The organism is Micromonospora sp. NPDC047074, assembly GCF_040643815.1.
Taxonomy (GTDB): Bacteria; Actinomycetota; Actinomycetes; order Mycobacteriales; family Micromonosporaceae; genus Micromonospora.
Map to the genome: position 1 here is coordinate 106,336 of NZ_JBEYVB010000014.1, position 26,104 is coordinate 132,439.

Genomic DNA, 26,104 nt, shown 5'->3' on the forward strand with positions numbered 1-26,104 from the left:
ACGCGTGGTCGCCCCCGAACTGCTCGGCCCCGCCGCCGGGCGCGTGCCCGACGTCGGCCGGATCGCCGTGCTGCGCGCCAACGCGCTGGGCGACTTCATCTTCGTCCTGCCCGCGCTTGACGCCTTGCGGGCCGCGTACCCGGAGGCGGAGATCGTGCTGCTCGGCGCGCCGTGGCACGCGAAGCTCTGGCGCGACCGTCCCGGCCCGGTGGACCGGGTGCTTGTGGTGCCGCCGGCGCCGGGGATCCGCCACCCGGAGCCCGGCGAGCCGGAGTCGACGATGGACGGCTTCCTCGCCACGGCCCGCGAGGAACGCTTCGACCTGGCGCTGCAACTGCACGGCGGCGGCGCCAACTCCAACCCGTTCATGGCAGCCCTCGGCGCGCGGGTCACCGCCGGGCTGCGGGCCGAGGACGCGCCAGCGCTGGACCGCTGGATCCGCTACGTCTACTACCAGTACGAGGTGATCCGCTACCTGGAGGTGGCCGCGCTCGTCGGCGCGCCCGCCACCACCATCGTCCCGGCCCTGGCGGTGACCGGCGCCGACCACGCCGAGGCCGCCGAGGTGCTCGGCCCGGCGCGGCGGCCGAGGGTGGCGCTGCACCCCGGCGCCACGGACACCCGCCGGCGGTGGCCCGCCGAACGCTTCGCCGAGGTGGCCCGCGAGCTGGTCGGCGACGGGTACGAGGTGCTGGTCACCGGCACCCCCGCCGAGCGGGAGGTGGTGGACCGGGTGGTCGCGGCGGCGGGGGTGCCGGTCCGGCCACAGGTGGGCACGCTCAGCCTCGGCGGGCTGGCCGGCTGCTACGCCGGCTGCGAGCTGGTGGTCTCCAACGACACCGGGCCGCTGCACCTGGCCGCCGCCGTGGGCACCGCCACCGTCGGCATCTACTGGGTCGGCAACCTGATCACGGTGGCGAACCCCCTGCGCGGGCGGCACCGGCCGATCAGCTCGTGGACGGTGCGCTGCCCGGTCTGCGGGGTGGACTGCACCCCGGGCATCTACCCGCACCGCCCCGGCGACGGCGAGTGCCCGCACCGGGACTCGTTCGTCGGGGACGTGCCGGTGATCGAGGTCGTGGAGGCGGCCCGCGAACTACTCCACCGGGAGCCCGGCGCCCCCTGAGCGGCCCGCCTCCGCCCGCGCCGCAGGTCAGCCGTGGAAGTCGGCGCTCACCGAGACCTCCGCGAAGCGGCCGGCAGCCAGACTGTCGCGGTTGATCGTGTAGAAGACGGTGGCGTAGTCGGTCCCGAAGTCATCGCCGACCATCTCCTCGGTCAGGAAGAACTCGGCCAGCAACACATGCTTCGCACTGACGGGAACGCCAAGACCACCGGTGTTCGACAGCCCGTAACCACCGAGGACGACCACTTCGCCGGCGTCGTGCTCGCCGCCGAGATCCCACACGATGTTCCTGTAGTCGCGCTCGTCGTCGCGGTCGCCCGGGGTATAGCCGGGACTGAAGGAAGCGCTCTCGGGCAGGCTCCAGTTCGGCGTGGCGTGCAGGGGGAAACGGTCGTACGGGTCCCAGCCGGACGGTGACTCAGCCTCGGCGACCACCGCGCCGGCCGGCACGTGGATCACCTGACCGGTGTCGGCGGGCATGTCCGGCTCCACGAAGAACACCAGGGTGCCGTCGCTGGGCAGGTCGAGGTCGAGCGTGCCGTCGGGGAGCGCGGCGAGGTCGATCGAGGCCAGGTGGACGGTGTCGTCCGGCCAGGCCACCGAGGCGGGCAGCGCCGGCGTGCCGCCGAAGTGCCCGACCACCGGGCCGCTGCCGGCCTTCTCCAGATAGAGGCAGGGGCGCGCGAGGCGCAGCCACCAGTCGATGGCGTCGTCGGGCATTCCCTTTTTCTGGGCAGCAGCGCGGAACGCTTCCAGTTCATTCACGGATCGGCATTGTCGCAGTGGGGTGAGACAACCGGAGGACTGGGTGTTCAGGCCGGCTGGGTCGCGTCCTCGTCGGCGAGCACGACCTCCCAGGCCTCCACGTCCCGCTCGGTGACCGTGGTCGGCGACTCCAGGTGGTACGCGCCGCTGGGCAGGACACCGGCGCCACCGTGCCGCGCCAGCACGGCGAGCTGGGCGGCGACGTCCTCGCCCTGGTGCTTCTCCTGCACCCGCCGCCAGAAGTCGAACCCGCCGGAGTCGAGCAGCTTCGCCCGGTCGTACAGCACGCAGCCGCCGATCCAGGACACCTTGTACGCCCGCCACGACCCCGGCGACAGGTTCAGCTTCCGCGTCACGTGCAGCAGGTTCGCCGCCGAGTGGATCGACGCCCGCTCCCACTCCGGCGTGCCGGGGCGGATCCGTTCAGGGGTGGGCGGGCCAGGCCACTCCTCGTAGTGCCGGTGCGTCTCCGGCCGCACGTCGTCGGCGTACGACAGCCCGTGCACCGCGTTGCCGACGAAGCCGCAGCCCAGCTCCTCGATGGCGGTGACCAGCCGGCGCAGCGTGCCGGGCTCCAGCCAGACGTCGTCGTCGAGGCAGAGCACGTACCGCGCGGCGGAGGCGGCCAGCAGGTAGGCCCGGTGCTCGGCCAGCCCGCGCCGGGGCAGCCGGCGGGTCAGCAGCACCGGGTGCCCCCGGTGGCGCAGCGCCCGGACCATGGTGGCCGCCGCCGGGTGCCGGTACGCGGCGTCGCCGTCGGACTGGTCGCTGACCACCACGCCGAACCCGGGCACGCCCTCCTGCGCGGCCAGCCCGGAGAGGGTCACCGCCAGCTCGGCGGGGCGGTTGCGGGTCGGGACCAGCACGTCGAGCAGCCGATCCGCGCGGAACCCGCCGGCCGTGCCGGGGTCGAGCGGGCGGTTCACGTCGGCTCGGGTGTCAGGGAGGTGTCCTCCTGGGGCTCCTGGCCGTGGGCCCGGATCCGGTCGATGATCGCCGAGGTGGACCGGTCCGGCACGTACCCGAGGGTGCGGACCTGCCCGCCGAGCCGGCGCACCAGCGGCGCCTCCGGCACCATCTCCGGCGGGTAGTCGCCGCCCTTGACGTACACGTCGGGTCGGATGGTCTCGATGAGCCCGGCCGGGGAGTCCTCCTCGAAGACCACCACGTGGTCCACGCAGGCCAGCGCGGCGAGCAGGGCGATCCGGTCCTCGACCGGGTTCACCGGCCGGTCCGGGCCCTTCAGCCGGCGTACGCTGCCGTCGGAGTTGACGGCCACCACCAGCAGGTCACCGAGCGCCCGGGCCTGCTCCAGGTAGCGCACGTGGCCCCGGTGCAGCACGTCGAAGCAGCCGTTGGTGAAGACGACGGCGCGGCCCGCCCGGCGGTGCTCCGCGACGATCGCGGCCAGCTCGCCGGCACCGACCAGCGCCCGCTGCCCGGCCCTGTCGACCGGCACGTCCAGCGCGGTGAGCAGGTCCTCCCGGCGGCACACGCAGGTGCCGGTGTCAGACACGGTGATCGTCGCGGCGAGCTGGGCCAGCTGGGCGGCGGTGGGCAGCGGCGCGTCGGCCGCCAGCGCCAGCGTCATCGCCGCCAGGTAGGCGTCGCCCGCCCCGACCGCGTGGCTGGCCGGCACCGGGGTGCTGTGGCTGCGCCGGGGTTCGCCGTCCGCCCCGCCGACCACCGCGCCGTCGGTGTCCAGGGTCACCGCCACCACGTCCGCGCCGGTGTGCGCGCGCAGCTCGGCGAGGCGGGCCTCGGCCAGTACGGCCCGGTCGACGCCCTCACCGGCGGTGGCGTTGACGGTGACGCCGGTGCCGGTCACGGTGAGCCCGTCCCCGGTCATCGCCACCCGGTCCTCGCCGGGGGTCGGCTCGCCGGTCGCCCCGAGGCCGCCGGCCGGCCCCGCCGGGTGCGGGGTGTCCAGGTGCGGCCCGGTGCGGCCGGGCGAGACGCCCACCGTGAGTTCGGAGGGGCCGTCGGAGGCGTCGCCGCCCGGGTGGTCCAGGTGCAGCTCGCCGCCCGCTGCCGGGCGGGTGCCGGTCGTCCGGGCGAGCAGCCGGGTCGCCTCGGCGAAGCTGGGGGTCACCACGGTCGGGGCCAGGCCGTGCCAGTCGGCCAGGTCGTGGGCGTCCAGCGCGACCGTCGCGTACCGCTGCCGGTGGGCGACCAGCCAGGCGCGGACGGGCGCGGGCAGCGCCCCCAGGCCGTAGTCGCAGACCACCAGCGTGGGCGCCTCGCGGCCGGCGGCGCGCAGCTCCTCGGTCGCGCAGTCCAGCGCGGTGAGCAGCCGGGCCACCCCGTCGTCGTCGAGCGCGTCGTCGGGGTCGCCGGAATCCTCCCGCAGCAGGATCTGGTTGCCCGCCAGCATTCGCCGCTTCACCGGTGTCGGGCGACCGGGCTGGTTGACCGTGCGGTCCCAGACGCCGGCCCGGTCCAGACAGTCGTGCAGCTCGTCGCCGGCGACGTCCGCGCCGACCGGCGCCACCAGCACCGCCCGGCCCCCGAGCGCGGCGACGTTCACGGCGGTGTTCGCCGCCCCGCCGGCCGCCGAGATCCGCCGGCGCAGGGTGAGGACCGGTGCGGGCGCCTCCCGGCACAGTCGGTCGGACTCGGCGAACCGCCAGTCGTCCAGCATCGCGTCGCCGACGACCAGGACGGGACGCCCCAGCCAGCCCTCCACCACGGTGGCGAGCCGGCGCTGTTCCGCTGCTCCTCCTGCCATGCCGTGCCGGGTCCCCCGGGGCACCCGGGTCAAACCTGGTGCTCCGGCGACGGGTTTCGGGCATCTGCCGCCGGGAAGGGACGGACGGTACCCCCGGAAAGGAGAGACACGACGATGGCAGCGACGACACTTCAGGGCAAGCGGATCGCGTTCCTGGCCGCCGACGGCGTCGAGGAGGTCGAGTACGTCCAGCCCCGCGAGGCGGTGGAGCAGGCCGGCGCGACGGTGGAGCTGGTCTCGCCCAAGCCCGGCACGATCCAGTCCTTCAACCACCTGGACCAGTCCAGAACGTACGACGTGGACGTGACCGCGGCCGACGCGGACGCCGGCGGCTACGACGCGCTGGTGCTGCCCGGCGGGGTGGCGAACCCGGACTTCCTGCGGACCGACCCGGAGACGGTGCGTTTCGTCCGGGCGTTCTTCGACGCCGGCAAGCCGGTCGGGGTGATCTGTCACGGCCCGTGGACACTGATCGAGGCGGACGTGGTGCGGGGCCGCCGGATCACCTCCTGGCCCAGCCTGCGCACCGACCTGACCAACGCGGGCGCCACCTGGGTCGACGAGCAGGTGGTCACGGACAACGGCCTGGTCAGCAGCCGCAAGCCGGACGACCTGCCGGCCTTCTGCGCGAAGATCGTGGAAGAGTTCGCCGAGGGCCCGCACTCGTCCCGCTGACGGATCGTTTAGCGTGCGGCCGGTGGTCCGCAGCGCCGCCGGCCGCACGACCGACGAGTGGACCGGCCGCGGGCATGTTTCGGGTCAGCGGGGAAATGAGGCGGGATGACCACGCAAGCCCCGGCGTTCGACAGACGGCAGATCCGGCTGCTGATGTTCGGCCTGATGACCGGCATGCTGCTGGCCGCGCTCGACCAGACGATCGTCGGCACCGCCCTGCCGACCATCGTCGGGGAGCTGGGCGGGATCAACCACTACTCGTGGGTGGTGACGGCGTACCTGCTCGCCTCCACGGCCTCGACGCCGCTCTACGGCAAGATGGCCGACCTGTACGGGCGGCGCCCCGTCTTCCTCTTCTCCATCGGCACGTTCCTGCTCGGCTCGCTGCTGGCCGGGCTGTCGCAGGACATGACCCAGCTCATCGTCACCCGGGGCGTCCAGGGACTCGGCGCCGGTGGCCTGATGACGCTCGCGTTCACCATCATCTCGGACGTGGTGTCGCCCCGGGAGCGCGGCCGCTACCAGGGGCTGTTCGGGGCGGTCTTCGGCCTCTCCTCGGTCGCCGGCCCGCTGGTCGGTGGCTACTTCGCCGAGACCGACTGGCGGTGGATCTTCTACATCAACGTGCCGCTGGGCATCCTGGCGATCCTGGTCTGCTCCCGGGTGCTGCGGCTGATCCCGTTCACCCGCCGGGACCACGCGATCGACTGGCTCGGCGCGGGGCTGCTGGTCGCCGGGGTGAGCTGCCTGCTGCTCGCGCTGAGCTGGGGCGGCAACGAGTACGCCTGGGGCTCCGGCGTGATCGTCGGCCTCTTCGTCGCGGGCGCGGTGCTCGGCGTGCTCTTCGTGCTCCAGGAGGCCCGGGTGGCCGAGCCGATCCTGCCGCTGCGACTGTTCCGCAGCGCCACGTTCGCGCTGGCCAACTCGGCGGGCTTTGTGCTCGGCCTGGTGATGTTCGGGTCGATCATCTTCATCCCGCTCTACCTCCAGATCGTCAAGGGCGCCTCGCCGACCCGCAGCGGCCTGCTGATGCTGCCGATGATGGCCGGCATCATCGTCACCTCGGTGCTGACCGGCCGGGCGATGAGCCGGATCGGGCGGTACAAGTGGTTCCCGGTGGCCGGTGCGGCGGTGCTGCTGGTCGGCATGCTGCTGTTCACCCGGCTGGAGGTGGCGACCTCGCTCTGGGTGGCCTTCGGCTTCATGGTCGTGATCGGCGTCGGGCTGGGGCTCTGCATGCAGTCGCTGATCCTGGCGGTGCAGAACTCGGTCTCGATGCGGGACCTGGGCGCCGGCACCTCGTCGGCGACGTTCTTCCGGTCGCTGGGCGGCTCGTTCGGCGTCGCCATCCTCGGCGCGGTGCTGTCGTCGCGCCTCACCTCGGAGCTGGCCGACCGGCTGCCGGGCGCGATCGCCCAACTGCCGCCGCCCCAGCAGGCCGCGGTTGCGGCGAGCGGCGGGGCGGACGTCTCGGTGAACGATCCGGCCACCATCCTGGCGCTGCCCGCGCCGGTGCGCGCGGCCGTCCAGGCGGCGTTCGTCGAGTCGCTGCACCTGGTCTTCCTGACCACCGGCCTGATCGCGATCGTGGCGGTGCTGGTCACCCTCGCGCTGCCGAACGAGAAGCTGCGCGGCGCGGGGCCGGGCGGTGCCTCCGGCGGCACGGACGGCCTCGGCGGCGAGGGCCCGGCGCCCGGCGGCAAGCCGTTGTCCCGGGAGTCGAAGGAGGAAGCCGCCGCCGAGATGGAGGCGAAGAGTCAGACGATGCTCTGACGAGGTCGGGCGGGCCGGCCCTACTTGAGGATCAGCCGGTTCGTCTGCTCGAAGACGTCCAGGTCGGCGAGGGTCTCGGGGACGCTCGCGGAGAGCGGGGCCGGTAGCTGCGCCCGGTGGAAGAAGCCGGCGTCGGTCGTCTCGTCGGTGACCCGGGCCAGCTCGCCGTCCCACTCCTCGACCCGGAACGCCGTCGTGAAGACCTGGTACGTGTGGCCGTACACGTTGGTGTGGGTGCGGTCCGGGCCGGTGTAGAGGGCGAAGGCGTTGACGCGCAAGGCGCGCAGGCCGGTCTCCTCGCGTACCTCGCGGACGGCACAGTCGGCGATCGACTCGCCCAGCTCCATCGCCCCGGCGGGCAGGGCCCACTGGCCGTTGTCGGAGCGCTGGATCAGCAGGAGGCGCCCCGCGCCGTCGCGGATCACGGCCCGGGCGCCGACGAACATCAGCGTCCGGTCACCGGCGAGCGCGCGGAGCTGTCCCACGTACGAATCAGCCCAGGAGATGCTCATCCGGACAATTTACGGGGTGGGGCCGGCGGCGATCGGGTTTCCAGGGTTCCCAACTTGTGATCGCCGACACTACTTTGTTACCCATGCGTAGCACGATGATGGACGCGCCCCTCCAGATCTCCCGGATCCTCGGCCACGGTTCGATCGTGCACGGAGCCGCCGAGGTGGTCACGTGGACGGGCGGCGAGCCCCGCCGGATGACGTACGCCGAGGTCGGGCGCATGTCCGCCCGGCTCGCCCACGCCCTGCGCGACGAGTGCGGTGTCACCGGCGACGAGCGGGTCGCCACCTTCATGTGGAACAACGCCGAGCACCTGGTGGCGTACTTCGCGGTGCCGAGCATGGGTGCCGTGCTGCACACGCTCAACATCCGGCTCTTCCCGGACCAGGTCGCCTACATCGCCAACCACGCCGAGGACCGGGTGGTGCTTGTCGACTCGACGCTCGTCCCGCTGCTGGCCCGGGTGATCGGCGAGATGACCACGGTGCGGCACGTGGTGGTGGTCGGCGGCGGTGACGCGGGCCCGCTGACGGCGGCGGCCGGTGACCGGATCGCCGTGCACCACTGGGACGCCCTGCTGGCCGACCGCCCCGACGCCTTCGACTGGCCGGAGGTGGACGAGCGCGACGCCGCGGCCCTCTGCTACACCTCGGGGACCACGGGCAACCCGAAGGGCGTGGCCTACTCGCACCGCTCGATCTACCTGCACTCGCTCCAGGTCTGCATGCCGGAGGGGTTCGGCCTCGGGCCGACCGACCGGGAGCTGGCCATCGTGCCGATGTTCCACGCGATGTCGTGGGGGCTGCCGTACGCGGCCTTCCTCTCCGGGGCGTCGCTGATCATGCCGGACCGGTTCCTCCAGGCCGGGCCGATCGCAGAGATGATCGCCGCCGAGCGGCCCACCCTGGCCGGCGCGGTGCCGACCATCTGGACCGACCTGCTGGCCCACCTGGACGCCCACGACGTGGACAGCTCCTCGCTCCGGGAGGTGATCGTCGGCGGGTCGGCCTGCCCGCCGGCGCTGATGCACGCGTTCGCCGACCGGCACGGCATCGACGTCATCCACGCCTGGGGGATGACCGAGATGTCCCCGCTGGGCTCGGTCTCCCGGCCGCCGGCCGGCGCGACCGGCGAGGAGGCCTGGCGCTACCGCTACACGCAGGGTCGGGTGCCGGCGGGCGTCGAGGCCCGGATCGTCGGCCCGCTGGGCGAGCCGCTGCCCGCCGACGGCACGGCGGTCGGCGAGCTGGAGGTCCGTGGGCCGTGGGTGACCGCCCGGTACGTCGGCGACGAGGTGCCCGACGAGGAGAAGTTCCGCGACGGCTGGCTGCGTACCGGTGACGTCGGCACCCTCTCGCCGGACGGCTACATCGCCCTGACGGACCGCGCCAAGGACGTCATCAAGTCCGGCGGCGAGTGGATCTCCTCGGTCGAGCTGGAGAACGCCCTGATGGCCCACCCGGCGGTGCTGGAGGCGTGCGTGGTCGGGGTGCCCGACGAGCGCTGGGGCGAGCGGCCACTGGCCACCGTGGTGCTCCGCGAGGGGGCGTCGGCGACCGTCGAGGAGCTGCGGGAGTTCCTGGCCGGGTCGGTGGCCCGCTGGCAGCTGCCGGAACGCTGGGCCGTCATCGACGCGGTGCCGAAGACCAGCGTCGGCAAGTTCGACAAGAAGGTGGTGCGTTCCCGGTACGCCGGGGGCGAGCTGACTGTCCGGGAGCTGACGGCCCCGTAACGGTTTCAGGCGCACCGTCGCCTGTCGGGGTGGGGGCCAACTCCTGAGGTGTCCCTCCCCAGGGGCGGCCCCGGCGTTCGCACCGCGCCGGGGCCGCCCGTTCCATGCGGGTTGACCCGCACTGTCATTCTTGCGAAAGTTGTTCGCCTCTGTCCCGGTGACGGGGAAACTCGCCCAGCTCAACCGGGGTTCCGGGCGACCGTGGCCCGGCCCGCCGGGCGCGTCACCGACCCCCGCTGGTGGCGATCAGCACCTTTCCGACCACCGAGTTCTCCACCGCCCGGTGCGCCGCCACGGCCGCCGAGAGCGGGTGGTGGTGCAGCGGCAGGCCCGCGTCCTCGCCGACCCGGATCCCGCCCTGCGCCGCGGCGGCGGCCACGTCCACCACCGCCTGGGCCTTGGCCGCCTTCGGCTCGGTGTAGACGAGCACGAACTGCCAGCGCGCGTTCGGTGCCATCAACGGCCGGATCGGCAGGGTCACCTCGTCCCCGCCGTCGTCGGCGTACACGCAGACCGCGCCGCCGCGCCGGAGCAGCTGCACGTCGACGGCGGCGTTTCGGGCCGCGGAGACCTCGACGATGGTGTGCACCCCGTCGGGCGCGATCTTGCGGACCTCCTCGACCACGTCCTGCTCCCGGTAGTTGACCACGAAGGACGCGCCGGCCGCCGCCGCCAACTGCGCCTTCTCCGGGCTGCTGACCGTCGCGACCACGCATGCGTCCGCCCACCGGGCGAGCTGGACGGCCGCGTTGCCCACCGCGCCCGCCCCGCCCTGCACGAGCACCGTGTGGTCGCTGAGTGCGCCCGGGTGCAGCCGGTCCGGCGTGTACTCGCCGGCCGTCAGGCAGCGGTGCGCGGTGAGGAACGGGATGCCCAGGCAGGCCCCCAGCTCGAAGGAGGCGTCGCCGAGCGGCACCGCCTGCCGGACCGGCACCACCGTGTACTCGGCGGCGGTGCCCCAGGGCCGCTGCCACGCGGCCTCCCACAACCAGACCCGCTCGCCGATCAACTCCTGGTCGACGCCCTCGCCGACCGCCTCGATCACCCCCGCGCCGTCCTGCCCCGGGATCTGCCAGCCCGCCGGCAGCTTCCCCTGCGAGCGGGACTTCCAGTCCGTCGGGTTCACCCCGGAGAACGCCACCCGCACCAGGACCTCGCCGGGGCCGGGCTCCGGCACCGGCCGGTCGACCAGTTGCAGCACCGAGGCGTCACCGGTGCGCTCGTACACGATCGCCTTCATCCCCGTCTCCTCACCCGGCGGCCCCCGGCCGGGGCTTCGTCGGCTGCGGTACCCGGCGAACCCCCACCCATGCCGCCCGGAGCAGCCCGAGCGAGTGAGCACCCCCGGTGATCAGGACGTGATGGGCGCTACCGGGCGGTCTTGTGGTCCATGACGTCCTGATCGCCGCCTAGTCGAGCGCGGAGACCGTTTCCGGGGTCAGGCCGCCGATCGAGGCCAGCACCACGGCGGCGAGCCGCTCCGCGTCCGGATCCAGCGGGTACGCGCCGTGCGGCACCGCCACCACCGTCATCCCGGCGGCGGCCGCGGACCGTACGCCGTTGGACGAGTCCTCCACGGCGACGCAGCGGGCCGGGTCGACGCCCAGCCGCTCGGCGACCGCCAGGTAGACGTCCGGCGCCGGCTTGCCGCGCTTGGTCTCCTCGGTCGAGAGAGTGGCGCCGAACGCGTCGGTCAGCCCCGTCGCGGCCAAGGCCGCCGCGATCAGCCGCGTCGGCGACGAACTGGCCAGCCCCAGCGGCCACCGCCCGGCCAGCCGGCGCACCACCCCGTCGGCCCCGTCGATCAGCGGTACGCGGGCCGCGTACCGCCGGGTCATCTCCTCGACGACGTCGGCGGCGACCTGCTCGGCACTCCGGTCGACGCCCAGCTCCCCGCTCAGGTAGCGGGCCCACTCCGCGGTGCTCATGCCCATCAGCCGGCGCTGCGTGTCGGCCTGCCAGGTCCCGCCGTGCGCCGCCACGTACGCCCGCCGGACCTCCTCCCAGACCGGCTCGGAGTCCACGATCACGCCGTCCAGGTCGAAGACCACCGCATCCGCCACGTGCCCATCCTGCCCGAAGGGCCGTACGCGGATCCGGCCGGCGGTCAGGTCCGTAGCGCGGGCAGGCCGATCGGGTTGCTCGACGGGATGACGGTGTGCGCGGCGCGGGCGATCGGTTCGAGCAGCTCCCGCAGCCGGTCGGTGCGTTCCGGGCCCAGCGCCCGCCACGGGCGGGCGGCGGCGGCATCGGTGGCGTCCTCGATCGCCTGGAACCGGGCCCGGCCGTCCCCGGTGGGTTCGCCGTCGGGGGTCAGCCAGCCCCGCCCGACCAGGCGTGCGCGGGCGTCGGCCCACTGCTCCTCGGTCCATCCCCGCCCGAGCAGCTGCGCCGGGGAGATGTCGACCGCGATCCGCCAGGCCAGCGTCTCCACCGGGTCGAGATCGGCCGCGACCAGCGCCGCGATGTGCCCGTCACCGCGCTGCTCCCGCAGCGTCGTGGCGGCCTGCCAGAGCCGGGCCAGCGGGTATTCGCCGCGCGGCAGGGCGGCGTTGGCGGCGCCGAGCACCCGGCCGGCGGGCTCCGCCTCGGTGGCGGCGGCCTCCAGCAACTCGGCGGCCTCGACCAGGTGCGACTCGGGCAGCTCGTAGGTCAGCTCGGCCAGCGCCTGCACCGCGCCGGTGAGCCGCGCCCGCAGCGCCTCCTGCGGGGTGGCCAGCCGCCAGACGGCCGGCAGCGCCCGGGCCACCGTGTGTGGGGCGAAGTTGAAGAACGCCGCGACCACGGGCGCGGGCTCGGTGGGCCCGAGCGGCGCGGCCCGGCCGGCGAAGTAGCCGCGCCAGAAGCCCCGCAGCCCGGCCGCCTCGAAGGCGGCCCGGGCGCGGGGATGGAAGTAGGTGACCGCGTGGACCGGCTCGTAGTGCGTCCACATCACCCGGGCCGCCCGCCCCGCGTCGTCCAGCGCTGTCACGTGCACCTCCCCGTCCGGTATGGCACCCGGACGGCCGGGCCGTCCGGGTGACGCTGAACCTACTGCGGGTGGGTGACAGGCCGGAACCCCCGTGTGGGCTACCCCATCAACGGCGGACGACATCCCGGGCGAATCGCCCGGTAAACCGAGGTCACTGGGCCGCGAGCACGTCCACCACGAAGCGCAGCGGACCGGCCGGGCGACCGCCGGCGGCGTCGTTGCCGTACGCCAGCTCGGCCGGGAGGTCGAGCTGCACACGGCTGCCGACGGTCACCCCGACGAGGCCCTGGTCCCAACCCGGGATGACCTGGCCGACGCCGATCGCGAAGGACGCCGGCTGGCCGCTGTTCCACGACGAGTCGAACTCCTTGCCGTCCTTGTAGAACACGCCGACGTAGTTCGTGGTGATCGTCTGGCCCTTCTTCACCGCCGGGCCGGTGCCCTTGATCAGCGGGGTCACGACGAGCTTCTTCAGCTCGCCCTCGCCGGCGGCGACGGTCGGCTTGCTGCCCAGCGCCGGGTCCGCACCGGCCGGGAGCTGCGGAGCGGGCGGCGTCTGGGCGCCCGGGGCGCTGGCGGACGGGCCGGCCGAGGAGGCGGTGCTCGTCTGGTCCTCGTCGCCGTCGCTGTTGCGCCCGATCGTCACGAAGACGGTGATCAGCACCGCGACCACGGCGACACCGGCGAGCCCACCGGCCCAGGCCTGCCGGCGACGCTTCGCCTCGGCCGCCTTCTGGGCCGCCAACTGGGCGGCCAGCCGCCGCTCCGACTTCTGGGCTCGGTTCTGCGTACGCTCGCTCACGGCGTCGACTCCCTGCTGCGAAGGTGTGGCCGGCATCGGAGTGCCGGGGGGAAAGCCGACGCACACGGTACCCGCCCGGCCGCCCACCGCGCCCCCTCGACCACCGCCCCTGCGGTAAGGAAGGGCACCTTACTAACGTTTTCGGTAGCGGAAGGGCCCCCTGCCAACGCGGTAACGGAGTCGGAGAACACAGCCCGTGCGGGAGACGGGTACGCGTACGAATGGGGTTCAGGCGGTCTTGCGGGCCGTCTTCTTCGGGGCGGCCTTCCCGGCGGCCGGCTTCTTCTCACCCTCGGCGGCCTTCTTCGGCGCCGCCTTCTTCGCAGCCGTCTTCTTGGCCGGGGCCTTCTTCTCGGCGGCCTTCTTGGCCGGCGCCTTCGCCGGCTTCTTCTCGGCGGCCTTCTTCTGCGCCGAACGGGCCGAAGAGATAGGGGTGGGCTCCCCGCCCCCGCCGGCCGGCGCCTCACCACGGGCGGCCCGGGCCCGGTCCACGGACGCCCGCAGCGCCGCCATCAGGTCCACCGCCGCGGGCGGGGCCTCCTCGACCTCCTCCGGCTGGACCACCTCGCGGCCCTCCACCTTGGCGTCGATGACCTCCTGGAGCGCCGTCCGGTAGTCGTCGGTGAACGCGTCCGGCTCGAACTCGCCGGCCATCGAGTCGATCAGCGAACTGGCCATCGCCAGCTCCGGCGCGCGGACCTTCAGGTCCTCGTCGAGGAAACCGAAGTCGGGGGTACGGATCTCGTCCGGCCAGAGCATCGTGTTGAGCAGCAGCACGCCCTCACGGACCCGCAGCGTGGCGAGCTGTTCCCGCTGGCGCAGTGCCACCTTGACGATCGCCACCCGCTCCGAGTCGGCGAGCGCGTCGCGCAGCAGCACGTACGGCTTGGTGGCAGTGCCCTCGGGCTCCAGGAAGTACGCCTTGTTGTAGAGGATCGGGTCGACCTGCTCGGCCGGGACGAACTCCAGCACGTCGATCGCGCGCGAGCTGGACAGCGGCAGCTCGGCGAAGTCCTCGTCGGTGAGGATCACCATCTCGCCGCCGCCGATGTCGTAGCCCTTGGCGATGTCGTCGTAGCTGACCTCCTCGCCGCAGACCTGGCAGGTGCGCTTGTAGCGGATGCGGCCGCCGTCCTCCCGGTGCACCTGGTGGAAGCGGATGTCCTTCTCCTCGGTGGCCGAGTAGAGCTTGACCCCGATCGAGACGAGGCCGAACGAGACGGCTCCCTTCCAGATGGCCCGCATCCCCGTGCTCCTCTCGCCGGTGAAACCAGGATCGCAAATGATCGAAGGCCACGCGAGCGCTTCCGTGCGCAAGTACAGTCGGAAGGTGCCCGGCGCGCCGCTCAAGCCGATGCTCGCGATGACCGGGCCGCTCCCGGCGGGTGCCGGCTGGGCCTACGAGTTCAAGTGGGACGGTGTCCGCGCGCTCGCCGACATCTCCGGCGGCCGGCAGCACATGTACGCCCGCAGCGGCGTGGAGATCACCGTCGCGTACCCGGAACTGGCCCCCCTGTCCGGGCAGGTGGGCGACGCGCTGCTCGACGGCGAGGTGGTGCTGCTCGGCGAGACCGGGCAGCCCTCGTTCACCGCGCTGGCCGAGCGGATGCACGTCCGCGACCGGAACAAGGCGGCCCGGCTGGCCGCGGCCATGCCTGTGACGTACATGATCTTCGATCTGCTCCGGCTCGACGGCGAGGACCTGACCGGCTGGCCGTACGCCCGCCGACGGGAGACCCTCGACGGCCTGGCGCTCGGCGGCGCGCGGTGGGCGGTGCCGCCGGTCTTCGGCGACGGCCCGGCCACCTACGAGGCCGCCGGCGAGCACGGCCTGGAGGGGGTGATGGCCAAGCGGGTCGGGTCGGTCTACCGGCCGGGCGTGCGCTCGCCGGACTGGGTGAAGGTCAAGCTGGAGGTCACCGGCGACTTCGTGGTCGGCGGCTGGCGGCCCGGGGCGCGCAGGATCGGCGGCCTGCTGGTCGGGGTGCCGCGCCCGGACGGGCGGCTCACCTACCGGGGGCGGGTCGGCGGCGGCATCGGCGCGGCCATCGAGCGGGAACTGCTCCGCGAGCTGGAGCCGCTGCGGACCGGCGCGGCGCCGTTCGCCGGTGACGTGCCGCGCGAAGATGCCCGCGGTGCGATCTGGGTAACCCCCATGGTCGTGGTGGAGGTGAAGTACGGCCAGCGCACGCCGGACGGCCGGCTGCGGTTTCCCCGGGTGCTCCGGCTGCGCCCGGACAAGCCTGCCGAGGAGGTCGACGATGCCGGCTGAGCGTTTCCGGGTGGACGTCGAGGGACGCGCGCTGGACCTGTCCAACCTGGACAAGGTGCTCTATCCCGAGGCCGGCTTCACCAAGGGCGAGGTGATCGACTACTACACCCGGATCGCCCCGGTGCTCCTGCCGCACCTGGCCGACCGCCCGCTGACCCGGATCCGCTTCCCCAACGGGGTCACCGGCGGCTCCTTCTTCGAGAAGAACGCCCCCGCCGCCACCCCCGGCTGGGTACGCACCGAGACGCTGCCCGCGCCCGGGTCGAGCAAGGGCCGCGAGACCATCGACTACGTGGTGGCCGACGACCTGCCCACCCTCGTCTGGCTGGCCAACCTCGCCGCCCTGGAGTTGCACACGCCGCAGTGGAAGGTCGGCGGGCACCCGGACATGATGGTCGTCGACCTCGACCCCGGGTCACCGGCGACCCTGCGCCAGTGCTGCCAGGTGGCGCTGCTGCTGCGCGACCGGCTGGCCGACGACGGCATCTCCTCTTATCCCAAGACCTCGGGGAAGAAGGGCATGCAGCTCTGCTGCCCGGTCGCCGGCACCCAGTCCGCCGATCTCGTCTCCGACTACGCCAAGCGGATCGCGCAGGAACTGGAGCAGGCACACCCGAAGCTGGTCGTGTCGAAGATGGCGAAGAACCTGCGGCCGGGCAAGATCTTCATCGACTGGAGCCAGAACAACGCGGCCAAGACGACGGTGTCCCCGTACTCGCTGCGGGCCCAGTCCGTGCCGTCCGTCTCCACCCCGCTGACCTGGGACGAGGTCGAGGCGGGCGCGGCGGGGAAGCGGCCGGCGTCGAAGCCGTACACGGCCGGCGAGGTGCTGAAGCGGGTGGAGAAGCAGGGGGACCTGCTCGCCCCGCTGCTCGACGGCGGCCCTGAACTGCCAACCGGCTGAGACTGATTCTTGGACAGGTTCCGTTCGTACCTGACGAGACTTGTCCAAGATCTGCGCGGCAGCAGGCACAGGGCGGCGGTGGACAGCCGGCTTGTCGGCCGTTGAGTAGGGTGGCCGCAGCCTGCCGAGGAGTACGACATGAACCCGACCGAAGCCCTCGTCCGGGATCCACTGGCCGCAGAGGTGGACCGACCCCTGCTCACCTACCTCGACGACGCGACCGGCGAGCGGGTCGACCTGACCGCGACGGAGCTGGGTGGCTGGGCGGCGCGGGCCGCCGGGCTGCTGCGCGAGGGCTGCGGGCTCGGCGTCGGCGACCGGGCGGCGGTGCTGCTCCCGGCGCACTGGCAGACCGCCGCCGTGCTGCTGGGCGCCTGGTCGGCCGGGGTGGCCGTGTCCTTCCGCCCCCGGGCGACCGCCGGCCTGCCGTCGCTCGAACCGGGCGCCGACCGGCCGTACGACGCGCTCTTCGTCAGCGCGCAGCGGCTGGACGACTGGCTGGAGGACGTGCCCGAGGCGCGGCACCGCTACGTGCTCTCCCTCGGCGCCGCGCCGCGCGGGGAGCGGCCCCTGGGCTACCTGGACTGGCTCGCCGAGGTCGGCCGGCACGCCGACGCGCTGCCCGCGGCCACCCCGCTGACCAGCGCCGACGCGGCCAGCCCGGACGGCACGAGCTACCGCGAGTGGGGCAGCGTCGCGCTGGCCGTGGCGGAGCGGCTCGACCTGAAGGCCGGCGACCGGCTGCTGGTCGACGTCGCCGAGCACGAGCAGCCCGTGTACTGGCTGCTGGCGCCGCTGGCCGTCGGCGCGTCCGTGGTGCTCTGCGCCAACCTCGACCCGGCGACCCTGGACGCCCGGGTCGCCGCCGAGCAGGTCACCCGGGTGCTCTGACACCCTCGCCGGTGGCTGGGACGGCCCGACGCGGCCCCTGAACGGCCCGAGCGTCTTCCAACAGCGCTTCCCGGCCCCCTGCCGTTACACCGATGCCGGCCCCTTTACCCAGGTCTTTTGCCGGTGCGGCCGGCGTGGTCTCATACCGGGAAGACGACGCCATTGACCTTGTTCGTGGCAACCCCGCGTCGACTCCGCACCGTCTCCATTCCTCGAAAGGTGCACCGATGCACAGGAGACCGATCTTCCAACTGGCAGTCCTCACCGTCACCGCCGCGACCTTCCTGGCGTCCGGTGGCGCCCACGGCGCGGTGGCATCGCCCGCGACCGTCTCCCCGGGCGCCGCCGAGTGTGAGCCGGACGCCCACGAGCACAGCGTGGCCCGGGTCGCCGAGGGCGCCACCGCGCACGAGCCGGAGCTGTACTCCAAGAACGAGGCGAACGCCTACGGCGTCATCAAGGACGCCCCGCGCCTGCCCAACGGCAGCGTCACCGTGCCCACCGTGTTCCACATGATCTCCGACCACCCGCTCAGCGCGGCGGAGACGGCCCGGTGGAACACCATGATCGCGGCGCAGGTCGAGGTGCTCAACGACTCGTTCTCCGGCCGTACGGCCGCGGCCGCCTCCGACACGCCGTTCCGGTTCGACCACGTCGACACCACGTGGACGGTGAACAGCGACTGGTACACGGTCGTGCCCGGCAAGAACGAGCGGGACATGAAGAAGGCGCTGCACACCGGCGACTCGCGCACCCTCAACGTGTACGCGGCGAACATCGGCGACGGCCTGCTCGGCTGGGCGTACTTCCCGAAGGGCTACAACAACGGCCGGGACTACATCGACGGCGTGGTGCTGCTCGACGAGTCGATGCCGGGCGGCACGGCGGGCAAGTACGCCCTCGGTGACACGCTGACGCACGAGGTCGGGCACTGGCTGATGCTGGAGCACACCTTCGCGCACGGCTGCTCCGCGGCCGGCGACTTCGTCGCGGACACCCCGCGCGAGGCGGCGCCGCAGTTCAACTGCCCCGTGGGCGCGGACACCTGCACCGCACCCGGGCTGGACCCGATCCACAACTTCATGGACTACACGCAGGACTCCTGCATGAACATGTTCACCCCCGGGCAGGCCGACCGGATGAGTGACGCCTGGGTCGCGTTCCGGGCCGGCGGCGCCGGCTGAGAGTCAGATTTCCGGAGGGTCGACGGGCTGCTGCTGGCGGTCCGTCGACCCTTCCGTATCCGGGGCGGCCGGGACCCGGTCGAAGGTGACCGTCACCTGTCGGCGTAGTGGTAGCGGCAGGCGATGATCTCGACATCACCTTCCGTGATCCGGTAGACCAGCCGGTGTTCGCGATCGATCCGCCGCGACCAGAAGCCGGACAGCTCCCCTCGGAGGGGTTCCGGTTTTCCGATGCCCTCGTACCCGTTGCGGAGGACGTCCGCGATCAGATCGTTGATGCGTTTGACCAGCTTGCGGTCGGTGTGACTGAGGTACTGGTTCCATGCCGTCGGCGTGAAGACCAGCCTCACGCGACGTCCCGGACATCAGCGGGATCGATCAGCTTCCGTTCGACGGCAGCACCCTGATCGAGTTCCGCGATCGAACGGCGCAGCGCTGCGGCGTTGCTCGGGTTGCGCAGGAGATACTCGGTCTCCTTCATCGCCTCGTACTCCGCGAGCGGCACGATGACCACCGGCTCGTGACCCGACCGGGTCACCACCACCTCTTCGGCGTCGTTGATGACGCTGTCGAGTTCGGCGGCCAGGTTCTGGCGTAGCTGAGTGAAGTTCACGGTCCGCATGATCGCCCCCCATTGCAAGTACAGAAAATTGTACCTCTGCCGCAGCCGTGGTGGCCATCGTCGCTTCTTCAGCCTCGGGCGAGCCGCGGCGCGCGCCGCGAGCGCGGCCGGTGTGGTCGACCGCCAGCGCGCACCGCCGCCGCCGGGCAGGGGTCGGTCGCAGAAGACCCAGTGGCGTGCGCCCTGCTGATCTTTCTCGTTCAAGGCTTCGGGCACCCGGTGGCAGTCCTTGCTGCTCATCACCGCACGAAACACTCTTGAGATGCCGCGATTGATTGACTAGGTTCGATTGATAGTCGTGCTCAGGGACCGGCTTCGGAGCCAGGAGAGTGACCCCATCGCATACATAGATCTAGGCGTGGACGAGGCCGAGCTTCCCGGCATCCGTGGGCCGCTGCGCTTCCGGCCGGAGACCGGCCAACCGTTGCTTGAGCTGGTCGAGGTGCTGCTGCGCGGACCGCACCCGCTCGCCCCCGGGGAACGGGAACTGATCGCCGCGTACGTCTCCGGCCGCAACGAGTGCACCTACTGCTGCTCGGCGCACTCGGCGTACGCGGCGGCGCAACTCGACGAGGGGATGACCCTGGTCGACCAGGTGCGCGCCGACCCGGACAACGCCCCGATCTCCGCGAAGCTGCGCGCCCTGCTGCACATCGCCGGGGCCGTCCAGGTCAGCGGACGTGAGGTCACGCCCGAACTGGTCGCGACCGCCCGTGCCGAGGGCGCCACCGACCTGGAGATCCACGACACGGTGCTCATAGCGGCGGCCTTCTGCATGTTCAACCGGTACGTCGACGGCCTCGGCACCCAGCCGGCGACCGCCCCGGGGTGGTACGCGCAGGCGTCCGAGCGCATCGTCAGCGCCGGCTACCGCCGGGTCGTCTGACGAAGTTTCATCCGCTGGTCGAATGGGGGGCACGACGTCATGGCGCACATCGACCTGGGCGTGGACGAGAACGAGTTTCCCGGTGTCCGGGGCCTGATGAAGTACCGACCGGTGACCGGCAAGCCGATGATGGAACTGGCCGAGACCCTGCTGCGCGGGCCGCTCAGCCTGCCGATGGCGGACCGCGAGCTGATCGCCGCGTACGTCTCCGGACTGAACGAGTGCACCTTCTGCTGCTCGGCGCACTCGGCGTTCGCCGCCGCCCTGCTCGACGAGGGAATGAGCCTGGTCGACCAGGTGCGCGCCGACCTGGACAGCGCCCCGGTCAGCGCCAGGCTGCGCGCCCTGCTGCACATCGCCGGGGCCGTGCAGCGCAGTGGACGTGAGGTCACGCCCGAACTGGTCGCGACCGCCCGTGCCGAGGGCGCCACCGACGAGGAGATCCACGACACGGTGCTGATCGCGGCGGCCTTCTGCATGGTCAACCGGTATGTCGACGGCCTCGGCACGTTCGCCCCGAGTGATCCGAAGTACTACGACGAGGCGGCCCGGCGGGTCATCGACGCCGGCTACCGCAACATGGTCTGACCCTGATTCTCCGACGTGAGTCAGTCGACCGTCGGCAGCTTGGGGCCGAGGATGTCGTCCGCGTCGACGATCGTGTACGCGTACCCCTGCTCCGCCAGGAAGCGCTGCCGGTGCGCCGCGTACTCCGTGTCGATGGTGTCGCGGGAGACGACCGTGTAGAAGTGCGCCTGCCGGCCGTCGGCCTTGGGGCGCAGCACCCGGCCCAGCCGCTGTGCCTCCTCCTGCCGTGACCCGAACGTGCCGGAGACCTGGATCGCCACGGCCGCCTCGGGCAGGTCGATGGAGAAGTTGCCGACCTTCGAGATGACCAGGGTGCGTACCTCACCGGAGCGGAACGCGTCGAAGAGCCGCTCGCGTTCCTTGTTGGTGGTCGAGCCCTGCACGATGGGCGCGTCGAGGTATTCCCCGAGCTGGTGCAGCTGGTCGATGTAGCCGCCGATGACGAGGACCTGGTCGTCCGGGTGCCGGTCGACAAGCGCCTTCACCACGGGCAGCTTGGTGCGGGCGGTGGCCGCCATCCGGTAGCGCTCCTCGGCCTCCGCCGTCGCGTACGACATCCGCTCCGCGTCGGTGAGCGTCACGCGTACCTCGGTGCACTGGGCGGGGGCGATCCAGCCCTGCGACTCGATGTCCTTCCACGGCGCGTCGTACCGCTTCGGGCCGATCAGGCTGAACACGTCGCCCTCGCGGCCGTCCTCGCGTACCAGGGTCGCCGTGAGGCCCAGCCGGCGGCGGGCCTGGAGGTCCGCGGTGAAGCGGAAGATCGGCGCGGGCAGCAGGTGCACCTCGTCGTAGACGACCAGGCCCCAGTCGCGGGCCCCGAAGAGGTCCAGGTGGGTGAAGGCGCCCTTCTTGCGCGAGGTGAGCACCTGGTACGTGGCGATGGTGACCGGGCGGATCTCCTTGCGCTCGCCCGAGTACTCGCCGATCTCCTCCTCGGTCAGCGACGTGCGGGCGATCAGCTCGCGCTTCCACTGCCGGCCGGCGACCGTGTTCGTGACGAGGATCAGCGTGGTCGCCTTCGCCTCGGCCATCGCCGCCGCCCCGACGAGTGTCTTGCCGGCGCCGCAGGGCAGCACCACGACGCCCGACCCGCCGGCCCAGAACGCCTCCACGGCCTCCCGCTGGTACGACCGCAGCGTCCACGGCTTCCGGCCGTCCCTGCCGGCCTCGGCCAGCTCGATCGGGTGGGCCTCGCCGTCGACGTAGCCGGCCAGGTCCTCCGCCGGCCAACCCAGCTTGAGCAGCGCCTGCTTGAGCCGGCCGCGCTCGGAGGGGTGCACCGCGATCGTGTCGTCGTCGAGCTTCGCGCCGAGCATCCCGGCGAGCTTCTTGCTCTTGGCGACCTCGATCAGCACCAGCCGGTCCAGCGCCCGCAGCACCAGGCCGTGCGCCGGGTCGTTGGCGAGTTGGAGCCGGCCGTACCGGTCCATCGTCTCGGCCACGTCGACCAGCAGCGCGTGCGGCACCGGGTAGCGGGAGTACTTGATCAGCGCGTCCACCACGCTCTCGGCGTCGTGCCCGGCGGCGCGCGCGTTCCACAGCCCGAGCGGCGTCAGCCGGTAGGTGTGCACGTGCTCGGGGGAGCGCTCCAGCTCGGCGAACGGCGCGATGGCCATCCGGCATGCCTGCGCGTCGGGGTGGTCGATCTCCAGCAGCAGGGTCTTGTCCGACTGCACGATCAGGGGTCCACCGCTCACGCCAGTGCCTCTCCTCCGACTCGGGTCGCCGGCTGTTCGGGAGGCGACTGACCCGCCCCAGGCCGACCCACCAGTCTTGCACGCACGGGGAGGACGGCGGAAAAATCTGGACACGGGGCGCAACCGGAGCCGTACTCGCAACGTCTAGCAGAGTGACACGCGTCAGGGAGGCGTCATGAAACACGTCCGGACCACCACCCGGCTCGTAGCCCTGGCCGTGGTCACGCTGGTCGGCGCCGGTGCGTGCGCGTTCGATCCGCAGGCCGACGGCGGCGGGGGCGGGGGACCCGTCCCGGTCGGGGCTGCGGACAGGACAACGGGGGCGAGCGGTGCGCCCGGGCCCGACCAGCGGGCGCGGCCCAGCAGGGCACCGCAGAAGCCGAAGCCGAAGGCCAGTTCCACGCCGAAGCCGAGCACGCCGAAGCCGTCGCGCACCGCGGCGAAGCCCACCGGGTCGCCGTCCGCCGCCGGCTGCCCGCAGGGCGAGCACCAGCGCGAGGTGGAGACCCACCTCGCCCGGCTGGGCGGGTTCGGCTCGGTGACCGTGGACGGCCGGCAGTCCGCCGCCGACTGCGCCGCCATCAAGAAGTTCCAGAAGCGGTACGACATCCGCCCCGCCCACGGTCGGGCCGGGCCCACCACCTTCGACGTGGCGAAGCGACTGGCCACCACCGACACCCGGCGCTGCGGGGCCGGCTCGGGCACCACCTTCTGCATCGACCTGACCCGGCAGACCACCTGGGTCATGCGCAACGGCAAGGTGCTGGTGAAGCCGACCGTCACCCGGACGGGTATGCCCGGTTACCGCACCCCGGCCGGCACGTTCAAGATCAACTATCGCAACGTGAAGGAGTGGTCCGACCCGTACGAGGTCTGGCTGCCCTACTGGCAGCACTTCACCCAGGGGATGGGCTACCACCAGACCACCACCTACCTGCACAACAAGTCGATCGGCTCGCACGGCTGCATCAACCTGCTCCCCGGCGACGCCGTCCGCTTCTGGGAGTTGGGCAAGGTGGGCAGCAAGGTCGTGCTGTTCGGCCGCCGCCCCGGCACCTGAGCCGTCCGGCGTCCGGGTCGCCTGCGTGGCCTGCGTCGCACAAGTCGTCCGATCCGGGCCTTGTCCCCTGTCACTCCCGCCACGGGAGTGACACGCTGGACGTCAGACGTCGAACCGGACGGGGAGGCTCGGAGATGACGGTCGACCGTGAAGTGGCCCCGGAACACAGTCCCGAACGCGACCGGTCGCCCGCCGGGGAGGTCTCCACCGCCACCGTCGTCGCGTACGCGGCCGCCGCCGTGGTGCTCGTCGGTTGGTTCCTCTTCGGCTGGCTGGTGCTCCGACAGGGCTTCGTCGACTCGGTCGGCGAGTCGGCCGGCGCCGGGTTCGCGCTGCTGCTGGTCATCTCGGTCGTCGGGACGGTACGCCGCAGCCGGCGCTGACCCGGCCCGCTCAGTCCTTCAGCGCCGCCGCCGTGATCCGGTGCAGGGCGAAGGTGTGCAGCATCTCCGTCCGTTCGTCCTCGGCGCGCAGGTAACCGGCGCCGATCGAGACCGGCCGGACGAGCCGGGACGCGGTCGCCCCGTGCGCGTCGACGTAGCCGACCCAGACCAGCGCCTTGTCCCGGATCGCCTGCTGGAGCACGGCGAGGGCGTCGCTGTGGGTGTGCACCGGCGCCGGACCGCTGCGCCCGGCGCCACCCCGGACCACCGCCGGCGCGCGCCGGGCGGCCCGGGCCGCCGCGTCACCCCGCCGGATCTGCTCCACCACCCCGCGCAGGCGGGGCATGGACAGCCTCGGTGCGGCCAGCGGGTCGAGGGTCCGGGTGGTCACCGGCACCCGCGCCGGAGCCCGCCGGGTCTTCGACCGGGCGAGCACCGCCACCCCGCTCGCGTCCTCCGGCACCGGGGCGTACCCGGCGTCGCGCAGCGCCGTCAACATCCGGCCCACCTGGCACGGCGTCGACAGCACCGTCGGGGCCAGCCGGCGCAGCGCCAGCGACTCCAGCCGCCGGTCGGCGAGCACCTCGGTCAGCAGCGCCTCGTCGTCGCTGCGCACGTACGCCCCGGCGGAGCCGACCCGCAACCCACCGTGCTTACGGGCCACGTCGTCCACGAGGTAGGTCAGCCCCTGCGGGACGGGGGTACGGGACCGCCGCCGGAACAGGGCGTGCAGTTCGTCGGCGGAGAAACCGGCGTCCAGGGCCCGGCGCACGCTGGCCGTGGTGACCCGGTGGACGCTGGCCCCACCGGCCGACTCGGGCTCGGCCACCACCTCCAACTCGGCGGCGAGGGCCGGGTCGGCCGGTCCGGGCACCACGACGGTCAGGTCGGCCTGCACGAGGAAGTGGTCGACCGGGGCGGGCAGCAGGGCGTCCAGCGCGCGTACGGCACTTGTCGCGTCGTCGCTCTCGGCGTCGATCCGCAGGCCGAGCGGGTCGTCCCCGCCCCGCTCGTCGGCCGCCGTCACGTCGGCGAGCAGCAGCCGCCCGTACGAGGTGAGCGCCCCCAGCCCGGTGACGCCCAGCGCGGCCGCCTCGGTCAGCACGTCGCGGTGCGCGCTCTCCCGCCCCCGGGCCCGCCTCGGCGCCCGCCAGTCGAGCAGTTCCAGCACCTCCTCGGGGGTGGGCCCGGTGGCCGGCTCCAGGTCGGCGAGCACCCCGAGCACCGCCCGCCGGGCGGCCGGCGCGCCGGCCCGTTCCGCCTCGGCGGAGAGCACCGTGATCGGCCTGTCCCGGTCGTCGCGCTGCCCGACCAGCCCGACCTGCCGGGTCATCGTCAGCCAGGCCCGGGCGAACTGCTCCCAGCGCTGCGCCAGCGACCCGGCCCGCCACACCTCGTACCCGGCGGTGGGCAGGACCTGCTGGTCGGCCCCGTACCGGGTGGTGGTGGCCCCCGGCAGGTCCAGCTCGCCGATCAGCCCGGCCGCGTACGCCGCCTCCAGCAGCAGGGCGGCGGCCGGCTCGTCCACCCCGATCGACCGGGCCAGCCGGCGCAGGTCACGGACGCCGAGACCGCCGGAGCGGAGCACCGGCACGGGTTCGGCGGCGAGCTGCTCCAGCAGCGCCTCGGCGCGGCGTACCACCTCCATGGTCTGCCCGGCCCCGGCGGAGTCGGCGGCTTTCGGCTCACGCGGCGCGGTGGCCACCGGCGGCGGCCCGGCGCGCAGCGGGCCGAGCGGGCCGCTGTCCCGGCGCAGCAGCAGGCCGACCTCCCGGGGCAGCTCGACGGTGCCGGTGGCGCCGGCCTTGCTCGGGCCGGAGACGAGTACCAGCAGGCGGTGGTCGACCAGCCAGCGCACGGGCGAGCCGGTGGGCGCACCGCCGTTGGTCGGGTCGGGGGGAAGGTCGTCCTCCGCGCCGACCGGCGGTGCCTGCAACGCGCCCGCCGGCACGCTGCCGACGGGCGGGCCGGCCGCCAGCCGGTCCAGGATCGCCCGGGCCGAGGGCGGCGCGGCCAGCAGCGTCCGCCGCAGCTTCGCCGGGTCCGCGCAGAGCGCCGCCGCCCGCGGGTCCAGCTCCTCCGCCGGCCGGCCCAGCCCCGCGGGGTACGGGGACACCTCGTCGACGCCGGCCGCCACGTGCAGGTCGTGCTCGGGGCCGTGCAGCAGGAAGAGCGCGCGCAGCCGGTCCACCGCGGCGCGGACGGCGGTGGGGGCGGGTGGCTGCGGGCCGGCGGTGGCCATGGCGAGCACGGCCTCGGTGGAGGTGGTCCGCTCGACCGGGTGCCGGGTCAGCCGGGCGGCGTCCAGCACCAGCAGGGTGAACTGGTCCAGCCCGTCGAGCGCGCGGGCCACCGAGACCCGGGACTGGGCCCGGACGGCGAGCGCGGAGATGTCGGCGGGCACGGGTACGACGAGGTCCGGCCGCAGTTGGAGGAGGGCGGCGAGCGACTCGTCGGGCAGCGAGCGCAGGCGGTCGGCGAGTGAGGTGGTCATCGTCGTTCCACGCTAGCCCGGGCGGGGGGTCCTCC

25 protein-coding genes are annotated in these 26,104 nt (G+C 73.1%); 12 read left to right on the forward strand and 13 right to left on the reverse strand.

All coding sequences use genetic code 11. The features are described 5' to 3' along the window. The first annotated feature begins 4 nt into the window (after nucleotides 1-4). Entirely contained in the window at nucleotides 5-1,126 is a 1,122-nt protein-coding gene (locus ABZ809_RS19155) for a glycosyltransferase family 9 protein (protein WP_357563853.1), read from the forward strand. Between the two features lie 27 nt (nucleotides 1,127-1,153). On the opposite strand, the gene ABZ809_RS19160 is transcribed toward ABZ809_RS19155, so the two are convergent. Genes ABZ809_RS19160 through rfaE2 form a run of 3 tightly spaced genes read right to left on the reverse strand, consistent with a single transcriptional unit; the run spans nucleotide 1,154 to nucleotide 4,619 of the window. Next, on the reverse strand, nucleotides 1,154-1,891 hold the full coding sequence (locus ABZ809_RS19160) for a DUF1963 domain-containing protein (RefSeq protein WP_357563854.1): 738 nt from the start codon (nucleotides 1,889-1,891) through the stop codon (nucleotides 1,154-1,156). 47 nt (nucleotides 1,892-1,938) lie between these two features. After that, nucleotides 1,939-2,817: a glycosyltransferase family 2 protein gene (locus tag ABZ809_RS19165; protein ID WP_357563855.1), complete on the reverse strand. Its 879-nt coding sequence runs from the start codon at nucleotides 2,815-2,817 to the stop codon at nucleotides 1,939-1,941. Further along, nucleotides 2,814-4,619, reverse strand: a complete 1,806-nt coding sequence (gene rfaE2 / locus ABZ809_RS19170) for a D-glycero-beta-D-manno-heptose 1-phosphate adenylyltransferase (protein WP_357563856.1) — start codon at nucleotides 4,617-4,619, stop codon at nucleotides 2,814-2,816. Before rfaE2 ends, ABZ809_RS19165 begins: the two co-directional genes overlap by 4 nt. A 114-nt stretch (nucleotides 4,620-4,733) precedes the next feature. On the opposite strand from rfaE2, the gene ABZ809_RS19175 reads away from it, so the two are divergent. Both ABZ809_RS19175 and ABZ809_RS19180 read left to right on the forward strand, forming a co-directional pair. After that, entirely contained in the window at nucleotides 4,734-5,294 is a 561-nt protein-coding gene (locus ABZ809_RS19175; RefSeq protein ID WP_357563858.1) for a type 1 glutamine amidotransferase domain-containing protein, read from the forward strand. 105 nt (nucleotides 5,295-5,399) lie between these two features. Continuing rightward, entirely contained in the window at nucleotides 5,400-7,067 is a 1,668-nt protein-coding gene (locus tag ABZ809_RS19180; protein ID WP_357563859.1) for an MDR family MFS transporter, read from the forward strand. A 20-nt stretch (nucleotides 7,068-7,087) separates the two neighbouring features. Here ABZ809_RS19180 and ABZ809_RS19185 read toward each other — a convergent pair whose 3' ends face one another. Then, on the reverse strand, nucleotides 7,088-7,579 hold the full coding sequence (locus ABZ809_RS19185) for an NUDIX domain-containing protein (protein WP_357563860.1): 492 nt from the start codon (nucleotides 7,577-7,579) through the stop codon (nucleotides 7,088-7,090). A gap of 98 nt (nucleotides 7,580-7,677) precedes the next feature. Between ABZ809_RS19185 and ABZ809_RS19190 the strand changes: the two genes are divergently transcribed. Beyond that, nucleotides 7,678-9,312 carry a fatty acid--CoA ligase gene (locus ABZ809_RS19190; protein WP_357563920.1) on the forward strand — a complete coding sequence of 545 codons (1,635 nt, stop codon included), beginning with the start codon at nucleotides 7,678-7,680 and terminating at the stop codon, nucleotides 9,310-9,312. Between the two features lie 223 nt (nucleotides 9,313-9,535). Here the strand turns inward: ABZ809_RS19190 and ABZ809_RS19195 are convergent, their stop codons facing one another. The 5 genes from ABZ809_RS19195 to ABZ809_RS19215 form a co-directional block, all read right to left on the reverse strand. Beyond that, a complete protein-coding gene (locus tag ABZ809_RS19195; protein ID WP_357563861.1) occupies nucleotides 9,536-10,552 on the reverse strand; it encodes an NADPH:quinone reductase in 1,017 nt (338 codons plus the stop codon). Nucleotides 10,553-10,721: 169 nt separating this feature from the next. Further along, nucleotides 10,722-11,375 carry an HAD family phosphatase gene (locus ABZ809_RS19200; protein ID WP_357563862.1) on the reverse strand — a complete coding sequence of 218 codons (654 nt, stop codon included), beginning with the start codon at nucleotides 11,373-11,375 and terminating at the stop codon, nucleotides 10,722-10,724. A 44-nt stretch (nucleotides 11,376-11,419) separates the two neighbouring features. Further along, nucleotides 11,420-12,244 carry a hypothetical protein gene (locus tag ABZ809_RS19205; protein ID WP_357563921.1) on the reverse strand — a complete coding sequence of 275 codons (825 nt, stop codon included), beginning with the start codon at nucleotides 12,242-12,244 and terminating at the stop codon, nucleotides 11,420-11,422. 190 nt (nucleotides 12,245-12,434) lie between these two features. Next, on the reverse strand, nucleotides 12,435-13,121 hold the full coding sequence (locus ABZ809_RS19210) for an FKBP-type peptidyl-prolyl cis-trans isomerase (RefSeq protein ID WP_357563863.1): 687 nt from the start codon (nucleotides 13,119-13,121) through the stop codon (nucleotides 12,435-12,437). A 192-nt stretch (nucleotides 13,122-13,313) separates the two neighbouring features. Next, complete coding sequence (locus ABZ809_RS19215; RefSeq protein WP_357563864.1) at nucleotides 13,314-14,330, reverse strand: Ku protein; 1,017 nt, start codon at nucleotides 14,328-14,330, stop codon at nucleotides 13,314-13,316. 85 nt (nucleotides 14,331-14,415) lie between these two features. Here ABZ809_RS19215 and ligD (ABZ809_RS19220) point away from each other — a divergent pair, with 85 nt between their 5' ends. From ligD (ABZ809_RS19220) to ABZ809_RS19235, 4 genes are all read left to right on the forward strand, one after another. Next, the gene (gene ligD / locus ABZ809_RS19220) at nucleotides 14,416-15,357 is read left to right on the forward strand and encodes a non-homologous end-joining DNA ligase (RefSeq protein WP_357563865.1); all 942 of its coding nucleotides are present in this window, start codon (nucleotides 14,416-14,418) and stop codon (nucleotides 15,355-15,357) included. Next, complete coding sequence (gene ligD, locus ABZ809_RS19225) at nucleotides 15,347-16,261, forward strand: non-homologous end-joining DNA ligase (protein WP_357563866.1); 915 nt, start codon at nucleotides 15,347-15,349, stop codon at nucleotides 16,259-16,261. The genes ligD (ABZ809_RS19220) and ligD (ABZ809_RS19225) overlap by 11 nt, the downstream gene beginning before the upstream one ends. Before the next feature lie 138 nt (nucleotides 16,262-16,399). Then, on the forward strand, nucleotides 16,400-17,152 hold the full coding sequence (locus ABZ809_RS19230; protein WP_357563867.1) for a TIGR03089 family protein: 753 nt from the start codon (nucleotides 16,400-16,402) through the stop codon (nucleotides 17,150-17,152). Between the two features lie 227 nt (nucleotides 17,153-17,379). Further along, nucleotides 17,380-18,336: a zinc metalloprotease gene (locus ABZ809_RS19235; RefSeq protein WP_357563868.1), complete on the forward strand. Its 957-nt coding sequence runs from the start codon at nucleotides 17,380-17,382 to the stop codon at nucleotides 18,334-18,336. A 92-nt stretch (nucleotides 18,337-18,428) separates the two neighbouring features. On the opposite strand, the gene ABZ809_RS19240 is transcribed toward ABZ809_RS19235, so the two are convergent. Both ABZ809_RS19240 and ABZ809_RS19245 read right to left on the reverse strand, forming a co-directional pair. Then, nucleotides 18,429-18,686 carry a Txe/YoeB family addiction module toxin gene (locus tag ABZ809_RS19240; RefSeq protein ID WP_357563869.1) on the reverse strand — a complete coding sequence of 86 codons (258 nt, stop codon included), beginning with the start codon at nucleotides 18,684-18,686 and terminating at the stop codon, nucleotides 18,429-18,431. Beyond that, entirely contained in the window at nucleotides 18,683-19,198 is a 516-nt protein-coding gene (locus tag ABZ809_RS19245; protein ID WP_357563870.1) for a type II toxin-antitoxin system prevent-host-death family antitoxin, read from the reverse strand. The genes ABZ809_RS19240 and ABZ809_RS19245 overlap by 4 nt, the downstream gene beginning before the upstream one ends. Nucleotides 19,199-19,295: 97 nt before the next feature. On the opposite strand from ABZ809_RS19245, the gene ABZ809_RS19250 reads away from it, so the two are divergent. Both ABZ809_RS19250 and ABZ809_RS19255 read left to right on the forward strand, forming a co-directional pair. After that, nucleotides 19,296-19,844, forward strand: a complete 549-nt coding sequence (locus ABZ809_RS19250) for a carboxymuconolactone decarboxylase family protein (RefSeq protein WP_357563922.1) — start codon at nucleotides 19,296-19,298, stop codon at nucleotides 19,842-19,844. Nucleotides 19,845-19,883: 39 nt separating this feature from the next. Continuing rightward, nucleotides 19,884-20,432, forward strand: coding sequence for a carboxymuconolactone decarboxylase family protein (locus ABZ809_RS19255; RefSeq protein ID WP_357563871.1), 549 nt, complete (start codon nucleotides 19,884-19,886; stop codon nucleotides 20,430-20,432). A 20-nt stretch (nucleotides 20,433-20,452) separates the two neighbouring features. Here the strand turns inward: ABZ809_RS19255 and ABZ809_RS19260 are convergent, their stop codons facing one another. Then, nucleotides 20,453-22,132 carry a DNA repair helicase XPB gene (locus ABZ809_RS19260; RefSeq protein ID WP_357563872.1) on the reverse strand — a complete coding sequence of 560 codons (1,680 nt, stop codon included), beginning with the start codon at nucleotides 22,130-22,132 and terminating at the stop codon, nucleotides 20,453-20,455. A 175-nt stretch (nucleotides 22,133-22,307) separates the two neighbouring features. Here ABZ809_RS19260 and ABZ809_RS19265 point away from each other — a divergent pair, with 175 nt between their 5' ends. Both ABZ809_RS19265 and ABZ809_RS19270 read left to right on the forward strand, forming a co-directional pair. Further along, nucleotides 22,308-23,192, forward strand: coding sequence for a L,D-transpeptidase family protein (locus ABZ809_RS19265; protein WP_357563875.1), 885 nt, complete (start codon nucleotides 22,308-22,310; stop codon nucleotides 23,190-23,192). Nucleotides 23,193-23,326: 134 nt separating this feature from the next. Beyond that, the gene (locus ABZ809_RS19270; protein WP_357563876.1) at nucleotides 23,327-23,575 is read left to right on the forward strand and encodes a hypothetical protein; all 249 of its coding nucleotides are present in this window, start codon (nucleotides 23,327-23,329) and stop codon (nucleotides 23,573-23,575) included. 10 nt (nucleotides 23,576-23,585) lie between these two features. Here ABZ809_RS19270 and ABZ809_RS19275 read toward each other — a convergent pair whose 3' ends face one another. Then, a complete protein-coding gene (locus ABZ809_RS19275; protein ID WP_357563878.1) occupies nucleotides 23,586-26,069 on the reverse strand; it encodes a helicase-associated domain-containing protein in 2,484 nt (827 codons plus the stop codon). Between the last annotated feature and the right edge of the window lie 35 nt (nucleotides 26,070-26,104).

Coding starts and splice junctions, on each gene's coding strand:
- rfaE2 (WP_357563856.1), bottom strand. CDS start 4,619: ATGGCAGGAGGAGCAGCGGAACAGCGCCGGCTCGCCACCGTGGTGGAG.
- ABZ809_RS19175 (WP_357563858.1), top strand. CDS start 4,734: ATGGCAGCGACGACACTTCAGGGCAAGCGGATCGCGTTCCTGGCCGCC.
- ABZ809_RS19180 (WP_357563859.1), top strand. CDS start 5,400: ATGACCACGCAAGCCCCGGCGTTCGACAGACGGCAGATCCGGCTGCTG.
- ABZ809_RS19185 (WP_357563860.1), bottom strand. CDS start 7,579: ATGAGCATCTCCTGGGCTGATTCGTACGTGGGACAGCTCCGCGCGCTC.
- ABZ809_RS19190 (WP_357563920.1), top strand. CDS start 7,678: ATGGACGCGCCCCTCCAGATCTCCCGGATCCTCGGCCACGGTTCGATC.
- ABZ809_RS19195 (WP_357563861.1), bottom strand. CDS start 10,552: ATGAAGGCGATCGTGTACGAGCGCACCGGTGACGCCTCGGTGCTGCAA.
- ABZ809_RS19205 (WP_357563921.1), bottom strand. CDS start 12,244: ATGTGGACGCACTACGAGCCGGTCCACGCGGTCACCTACTTCCATCCC.
- ABZ809_RS19210 (WP_357563863.1), bottom strand. CDS start 13,121: ATGCCGGCCACACCTTCGCAGCAGGGAGTCGACGCCGTGAGCGAGCGT.
- ABZ809_RS19215 (WP_357563864.1), bottom strand. CDS start 14,330: ATGCGGGCCATCTGGAAGGGAGCCGTCTCGTTCGGCCTCGTCTCGATC.
- ligD (WP_357563866.1), top strand. CDS start 15,347: ATGCCGGCTGAGCGTTTCCGGGTGGACGTCGAGGGACGCGCGCTGGAC.
- ABZ809_RS19230 (WP_357563867.1), top strand. CDS start 16,400: ATGAACCCGACCGAAGCCCTCGTCCGGGATCCACTGGCCGCAGAGGTG.
- ABZ809_RS19235 (WP_357563868.1), top strand. CDS start 17,380: ATGCACAGGAGACCGATCTTCCAACTGGCAGTCCTCACCGTCACCGCC.
- ABZ809_RS19245 (WP_357563870.1), bottom strand. CDS start 19,198: ATGAGCAGCAAGGACTGCCACCGGGTGCCCGAAGCCTTGAACGAGAAA.
- ABZ809_RS19255 (WP_357563871.1), top strand. CDS start 19,884: ATGGCGCACATCGACCTGGGCGTGGACGAGAACGAGTTTCCCGGTGTC.
- ABZ809_RS19265 (WP_357563875.1), top strand. CDS start 22,308: ATGAAACACGTCCGGACCACCACCCGGCTCGTAGCCCTGGCCGTGGTC.
- ABZ809_RS19270 (WP_357563876.1), top strand. CDS start 23,327: ATGACGGTCGACCGTGAAGTGGCCCCGGAACACAGTCCCGAACGCGAC.
- ABZ809_RS19275 (WP_357563878.1), bottom strand. CDS start 26,069: ATGACCACCTCACTCGCCGACCGCCTGCGCTCGCTGCCCGACGAGTCG.